Below are 7,379 nucleotides of genomic sequence, written 5' to 3' on the forward strand. Positions count from 1 at the left end.
TGGGCGGGTGAACGGCTGGCAGATTCGTTCACAACGTCGCGCGCACGGACGATCGGTGAGCTTGCCATGGAGAAGACGACCGCACCCCGGACCGCCGTCGAGCGTGGGCGCGTCCTGAGCTGGCGCCGCCTGCGCCGGGCGCTCGTCCCGATCCTGGTGACCGGCGTGCTCGGCGTGGCCGTCGTGCAGCTCCACCGGAGCCTGGACGGATACCGGTGGACGCAGCTGCCGGGTGACGTCGCCGCGATCGGACCCGCGGCGTTGGCCTTGGCGCTGGCCGCTACTGCGGCGTCATACGTGGTGATGACCGGGTACGACGCGCTCGCGCTGCGGTACGTCGAGCACCAGCTGCCGTACCGGAGGTACGCAGCGGCGTCATTCGTCGCCACCGCGTTCGGCAACTCGACCGGGGCGTCCGCCGTCGTCGGGGCCATGCTGCGGGCCCGTGTCTACTCCGCGTGGCAAGTCCCCGCTTTCGCGATCACGCGCATCGTGGGGTTCAACCTGGTGACCCTCGGGCTCGGGTTCGCGACGCTGTCCGCGGTCGGCATGCTCGCCGCGCCGCACCGGGCGGCCGACGCGCTTCGCGTGCCCCTCGTCGGCGTGGTGGCGCTCGGTACGGCTCTGATCCTCGCTGTCGTCACCTACCTGCTCTGGGCGCGCCGCGGCGCGCCGGCCGTGCGGTGGCGTGACTGGCGGATCGACAGGCCCTCTCGGTCCCTCGCCGCGGCGCAGGTGGTGCTGTCCACCGTCGAGGTCGCGACGATGGCCGCCGCACTGTGGTTCGTGCTCCCGGTCCGCTCAGAGGTTCCGTTTGTCCCCTTCGCCGCCGCGTTCGCCATCGCCGCCCTCCTCGGTCTGCTGAGCAACGTCCCCGGCGGCATCGGCGTGTTCGAGGCAGCCCTGCTCGTGCTCCTGGCGGGTGCGATCGACCCGATCGCCCTGGCGCCGGCGCTCGTCGCGTTCCGGATCGTCTACTACGTCCTGCCGTTGATCGTCGCCGCCGTCGTGCTCGTGGTGCTCGAGGCCCGCCGTGGACGCGACGCCACCACCGGCTCGCCGCGATCCGAGCTCGTGCAGCGGGCCGGCCTGCTCACCCCCTGGGCCCTCGCGGTCATCGTCGCCGGCGCGGGTGCCGCGCTCGTCGCCACCGGCGAGGTGCCGGGCCTCACCGACCAGCTGCCTGCGGGCTCCGTGCCCGCACTCAGCCTGCTGGGGGTCGGCCTCGTCCTGCTCGCCCTGGGCTTGCGCCGGCGCCAGCGAGAGGCGTGGGTCGGGACCCTCGTCGTGCTCGTCCTGCTCACTGCGACGTGTCTGCTCGTTCACGCACCGGTCACGGGCTTGGTGTCGCTCGGACTTCTCGCGCTGATGGTCGGGGCCTCCCCCGTCTTCTACCGGCGGAGCCATGTCTTCCGGCACTCTCGTGGCTGGACCTGGTCGGCGGTAGCGGCCACGACCGTCACGGCTGCGGTCGGATGGCTCGCGACGCACCCTGCAGGTGCCGCCGACGCGGCGTGGCCGACACTCCTCGTGGGATCCTCGCCTTCGGTGTCCATCCGCCTCGCCGCCCTGGTGGGGCTCGCCGGGGTCCTCCTGGCCGGCGCGCGACTCCTCGCCCCCGTGGTGCCGGGTCCGGCGACAGGCTGCGACCGGGACCTCGCTCGTGCCGAAGACATCGTGCGCCGGTTCGGCCGGGCCACCGCGCACCTCGCGTTCACCGGGGACAAGCGTCTGCTCTTCAGCCCGGACGGGGACGCGTTCCTCATGTATCAAGTCGAGGGACGCAGCTGGGTGAGCATGGGCGACCCGGTCGGCGACCCCACGCAGTTCCGCGAGGTGCTGACGGCCTTCGTCGAGCAGGCCGAGAAGCACGACGGCCGACCAGTCCTGTACGGCGTCGGGGATGCCCTCGCCCCGACCTACCGGGAGATCGGCCTCGGCCTGAGCAAGCTCGGGGAGGAGGCGATCATCGACCTGGGGACCTTCAGCCTCGAGGGCCGCAGCCAGGCCAAGATGCGGCGCTGGCGCAGCCTCAACGAGCGTGCCGGCTGCAGCGTGGAGATCCTCCCGCCCGACGCGGTCCGCTCCGCGCTGCCCGCGTTGCGGTCCGTGTCGGACGAGTGGCTGGCGGGGCGCCGCGCATCCGAGAAGCGGTTCTCCCTGGGCCCGTTCGACGACGACTACGTGGTGCGGTTCCCCGTAGCTGTCGTGCGACTCAAGGGGCGAGTCGTCGCCTTCGCGACGTTGTGGGTCGGCGAGGGCGATAGCGACGTGGCCATCGACCTCATGCGCCAGGTGCGCACCGAGGTCCCCAACGTCATGAACTACCTGTTCCTCGAGGTCATGCTCTGGGCCAAGGAGCGCGGGTACGAGACCTTCAGCCTCGGGATGGCGCCGCTGTCAGGGCTTCGCACCGACGCGACGGCGCCCTTCTGGGACCGGATCGGGCGACTGGTCTTCACCCACGGTGACGCGTTCTACAACTTCCGCGGGGTGCGGCACTTCAAGGAGTGCTTCCACCCGCGCTGGGTGGAGCGCTACGTCGCCGCCCCGCCCGGGCCGGCGTTCCCGACGACGATGCTCAACGTCGCGACGCTCATCGGTGGCGGCGTGAAGGGCGTGTCCGCCGGGCTTCGCGCCGCCGACTCCTCCATGGTCCGCAAGGTACGGCAGGCCGCCAGCGCGCAGACGCGAGGAAGGACGGCACGTGGGGTGGCTCGACAAGCCTCCGCCGTGGATGCGATGGCGGACCGCGCGGCCTGACGGGGCTGCTCCGCGGCAGGGGTCCGGGTCAGGCCGTCGCGCTCTGCCTTGGGCCGCCTCTCGCGGACATCCCCGACCTAGGTGCCGACGTCGGCCCGCGCCGCCCGAGTCCTCGCTCGCGCCCTCGCCACCCGGCGGCCTCGGCCTCGCTGCCCAGGTCGCACATCTGCAGCGAGGTCGCACGTGCGCACGTGCGTCCTGGATGCAGATGTGCGACGTCGGCGAACGGAGACGGTGGGGAGGGGGCTCACGTGCATCCGCTCCCCGATCCCGAGAGGATCACCCCATGACGTTCCCGCCTCGCCTGCCCTCCCGTCCCTCCGCCCACCCCGACGCCGCCGTCCAGGGTGACCGCTACCGCATCACCGTCCTCACCGACGGCCTGGTGCGGCTCGAGTGGTCGGAGTCGGGGGTCTTCGAGGACCGCGCGTCCACCTTCGCGCTGAACCGTGAGCTGCCGGTGCCCGAGTTCCGGGTGATCGAGGACGGAAACCACCTCGAGATCGTCACCTCGCGCTTCCGGCTGACCTACGACCAGGGCCCGTTCACGGCGAGCGGCCTGAGCCTGGCGGTGCTGGGCGGCATCAGCCACTACAACTCGGTGTGGCGCTTCGGCCAGGAGGTCGAGGACCTTGGTGGCACGGCCCGCACCCTCGACGAGGCCGACGGCGCGGTGCCCCTCGAGCCCGGCGTCATCTCCCGCAACGGGTACGCCGTGATCGACGACTCGACGTCGTTCCTGTTCGAGAAGGACGGCTGGGTCGCGCCCCGGGCTGGCGCCGGAGCGGCGGCCGGCACCTCAGCCGGCACGGCCCACGACCTCTACGTCTTCGCCTACGGGCACGACTACCACCAGGCCCTGCAGGCCTTCTACGCGGTCAGCGGCCCCACCCCGGTGCTGCCCCGGTTCGCCCTGGGCAACTGGTGGAGCCGCTACTACCCGTACACCGCTGACGGCTACCGCGAGCTCATCGAGCGCTTCGGTGCCGAGGGCCTGCCCTTCTCGGTCAGCGTGATCGACATGGACTGGCACCTGGTCGACGTCGACCCCGCGCACGGCTCGGGCTGGACCGGGTACACGTGGAACCGCGACCTGTTCCCCGACCCCGCCGGGCTCCTCGACTGGCTGCAAGAGCACGGGCTGCGCATCACCCTCAACGTGCACCCGGCCGACGGCGTGCGCTCCTACGAGGAGGCCTACCCCGCGATGGCCCGCGCCCTGGGCCGCGACCCCCAGGACGGCGAGCCCATCGCCTTCGACGTGACCGACCGCGCCTTCCTCGAGGCGTACTTCGACGTGCTGCACCGCGGCCTCGAGGCCGACGGCGTGGACTTCTGGTGGCTCGACTGGCAGCAGGGCCCCCACTCGCGCGTCCCGGGGATCGACCCGCTGTGGATGCTCAACCACTTCCACTACCTCGACAACGCCCGCGAGGGCCGCCGGGCCCTGACCTTCTCGCGCTACGCGGGTCCCGGCAGCCACCGGTACCCCGTCGGGTTCTCCGGGGACACGGTGATCTCCTGGGCGTCGCTGGCCTTCCAGCCCGGGTTCACCGCGGCCGCGAGCAACATCGGCTACGGCTGGTGGAGCCACGACATCGGCGGCCACTTCTTCGGCACCCGCGACGACGAGCTCGCCACCCGCTGGCTCCAGCTCGGCGTGCTCTCACCGATCATGCGCCTGCACTCGGGGGCGGACCCGTTCATCACCAAGGAGCCGTGGACCTTCGGCGCCGAGTCCCGCGAGGTGATGACGAGCTTCCTGCGGCTGCGCCACCGCCTGCTGCCCTACCTGCACACCATGAACCACCGCGCGGCCGACGACGGCGTGCCCCTGGTGCTGCCGATGTACTACGACCACCCCGAGGTCGACGAGGCCTACCAGGTGCCCCACCAGTACACCTTCGGCACCGAGCTGCTCGTCGCCCCCATCACCGAGCCCGCCGACCCGCGCACCCGCCTGGGCCGCGTGCGCGCCTGGCTGCCCGAGGGCATCTGGGTGGACCTGCTCACCGACCTCGTCTACGACGGCGACCGCCTCACCTACCTGCACCGCGACCTGACCTCGATCCCGGTGCTGGCGCCGGCCGGAGCCGTGGTGCCCTTCGACGCCCAGCAGGTGCCGCAGAACGAACCGCGCAACCCCGACGCCCTCGAGGTTCTCGTAGTGGCCGGCGCCGACGGGAGCTTCGAGCTGGTCGAGGACGACGACACCGCCGGGGGAGCGACGGCGCGGACCCGCATCGCCTACGACCAGGCCAGCGGCACGGTGCAGGTCTCCCCGCCCGAGGGAGCGGCCGACGTCGTGCCCGAGGTGCGCTCCTGGACCCTCACCTTCCCCGCGCTCGCGGACGGGGTGGAGCCCACCGCCGAGGTCGAGGGACAGGCCGTGGCCGTCCGCGTGACGCGCGAGGCGACCCGGACCAGCGTGACGGTCCAGGACGTGCCCCGCGCCGCCGTCCTGCGCGTGCACCTCGGCGCCGAGCCCGCCCTGCGCAACGACGACGTCGCGGCCCGGCTGTTCGCCCTGCTCGACCGCGCCCAGATCGAGTACGCCACCAAGTCCCAGGTCTACGAGGTCGCCACGGCCGACCGTCCCCTCGCCGTCCGGCTCACCCACCTGCAGGCCTTGGGCCTCGAGCCAGCGCTGGAGACGGCCGTCACCGAGCTGCTGTGCGCGCGGGCTGCTCGAGCCTCTGCTTGAGCAGCCCGGCCGCTGGCGTCAGTAGGTGATGTCCGGGGAGAGGAGCAGCAGCTCGTTCGCGCCGATCGCGAGTGCGCCGAACCCGAGCAGCACCACGGCAGCGGTGGTGACCCGGAACCAGCCGGTGCGGGTGCGGACCTCGGCGGTCAGCCGCCACACCGCGAACAGCAGGCCCAACACCCCGAGGGCGATGAGCCCCTGCGCCACCCGGATCACGGCCTCCGCCAACGGCGCCGTGCTCAGCACCGTGACGAGCACGTACCCCCAGACGAGGAGCCCGAGCACCGCCGACAGCGCCGCGACCCGCGTCAGCGTGCGCGGCAGACGGACCGGCGTGCGGGCGGGGACGACATCGCCTCGGGCTCGCTCCCGGCGCGCCCGCACCTTTCGGACAACAGCACCGACCGGCCACGCGAGGGCCGTCACCAGCAGCACCACGGCACCCGCGGCGAGGGCTGGCACCGCGACGGCCCTGCCGGTGGTCAGGGGCATCAGCGACATGGCCGAGTCGAAGCCCACGAGCTCCACCTCACCCTCGGCGTCCGTCCGCACCGCCAGGACGCTGTCGCCGTCGACCTCGCGGAACACCCACGGCTCGACCTCCTCGTAGACGGCCGGGACCAGGCCCACCCCGGCCGAGAAGCGCACCTGGTCCCCGTCGACGACCTCGGCGGTGATGGGCTGGATCGGGCCCGCGACGGTCAGGAACGTGGTGTGGAACCCGCGCGTGCTCTCGTACCTGCCGGCCAGGGCCTGGGCGTGCTCGGCCCGGGTGGCAGCGTCGACGCTGCCCGGTGCGGCGTCCTCCGCGGGGAAGTACCGGTCGGCGAAACCGTCGAGCACCTCCTCGCGCAGCAGGTGGGCGGCGCTGTCGGCGCCGGTGCTGCTGAAGGACACGTACAGGCCCGTGTCGTCGTCGGGCCACAGCTGGAGGTGGGAGTGGAACGCGGTGGTGTCACCACCGTGCCCGACGACGGCCCGCCCGTGACGCGACTCGTCGAACCAGCCCAGCCCCATGCGCGGACCGGCGGCCAGGGAACCCAGGGTGCTGGCGTCGAGCGCGGGCTCGCGCATGAGCACACGGGTCGCGTCGCTGAGGATCTCCGCGCCGGCGGGGTGGCCGAGGTGCGCGAGCATGAACCGGGCCATGTCCGTGGCGGTCGAGCTCAGGGCTCCGGCGGGCGGCGTGCCGACCATCTCGAAGGGGGTGGGGGCCTCGTTCGACGTCGGGTACCCCAGGGCCAGTCGCTCGGCCAGGTCGTCCGGGAGCGGCTGCGCGAAGGACGACGACGTCAGCCCCGCGGGCGTCAGGACGTTCTGGTCGACGTAGTCCTCGAACCGCATGCCGCTCACGGCCTCGACGACGTACCCGGCCAGGGCGTTGCCGTAGTTGGAGTACGCGGGCGTGGTGCCCGGCTCGTACACCTGGGCCGGCGGGTCCTCCACCAGGGCCTGCCGCAGGTCCACCGGCACCCCCTGCTCCCCGATGAGGCCCGCGGCGCGCTCCTCGTACCCGGGGGTGTGGCTGAGCAGGTGACGCAGCGTCACCGGGTCCTCGTGCGGCAGGTCCAGGCCGGTGTACTGCTCGACGTCGGTGTCCAGGTCGACCTCACCGCGTTCGACGAGCTGCATCACGGCCGTGGCGGTCACGATCTTGGACACCGAGCCCACCCGGAACAGCGTGGTCTCCGGGTCGACGGCGGTGCCGGCCGCGACGTCCGCCTCGCCGAACCCGCGGGCGGTGAGGATCTCGCCGTCGTGCACCACGGACACGGTCGCCCCCGCGATCCGCCCGGTCTCGATCGCCGCCGGGACGGTCCGGTCGAGCCACCCGTCCACGTCGGCGCGGGTCAGGTCCCCGGTGGCGACCGGTGGCGTGGGCTGCGCGCTCGGTGACGGCTCGGCCGCCCCG

At 72.7% G+C, this 7,379-nt stretch carries 3 protein-coding genes; 2 read left to right on the forward strand and 1 reads right to left on the reverse strand.

The genetic code is table 11. The features are described 5' to 3' along the window. Positions 1–66 precede the first annotated feature (66 nt). Together mprF and L0B03_RS01175 are read left to right on the forward strand one after the other, a co-directional pair. A complete protein-coding gene (gene mprF / locus L0B03_RS01170; RefSeq protein WP_250442984.1) occupies positions 67–2,763 on the forward strand; it encodes a bifunctional lysylphosphatidylglycerol flippase/synthetase MprF in 2,697 nt (898 codons plus the stop codon). Between the two features lie 286 nt (positions 2,764–3,049). Further along, positions 3,050–5,467: a glycoside hydrolase family 31 protein gene (locus tag L0B03_RS01175; RefSeq protein ID WP_250442987.1), complete on the forward strand. Its 2,418-nt coding sequence runs from the start codon at positions 3,050–3,052 to the stop codon at positions 5,465–5,467. An 18-nt stretch (positions 5,468–5,485) separates the two neighbouring features. Here the strand turns inward: L0B03_RS01175 and L0B03_RS01180 are convergent. Beyond that, positions 5,486–7,379, reverse strand: a 1,894-nt coding sequence (locus L0B03_RS01180) for a serine hydrolase (RefSeq protein WP_250442990.1), incomplete at its 5' end; no start/stop codon positions are given.

It is taken from the genome of Actinotalea sp. C106 (assembly GCF_023630195.1).
In the GTDB taxonomy this organism is placed as follows: domain Bacteria; phylum Actinomycetota; class Actinomycetes; order Actinomycetales; family Cellulomonadaceae; genus Actinotalea.

Bases quoted from the DNA above. Each gene is read 5' to 3' on its own strand.
- mprF (WP_250442984.1), top strand. From the start codon at position 67: ATGGAGAAGACGACCGCACCCCGGACCGCCGTCGAGCGTGGGCGCGTC.
- L0B03_RS01175 (WP_250442987.1), top strand. From the start codon at position 3,050: ATGACGTTCCCGCCTCGCCTGCCCTCCCGTCCCTCCGCCCACCCCGAC.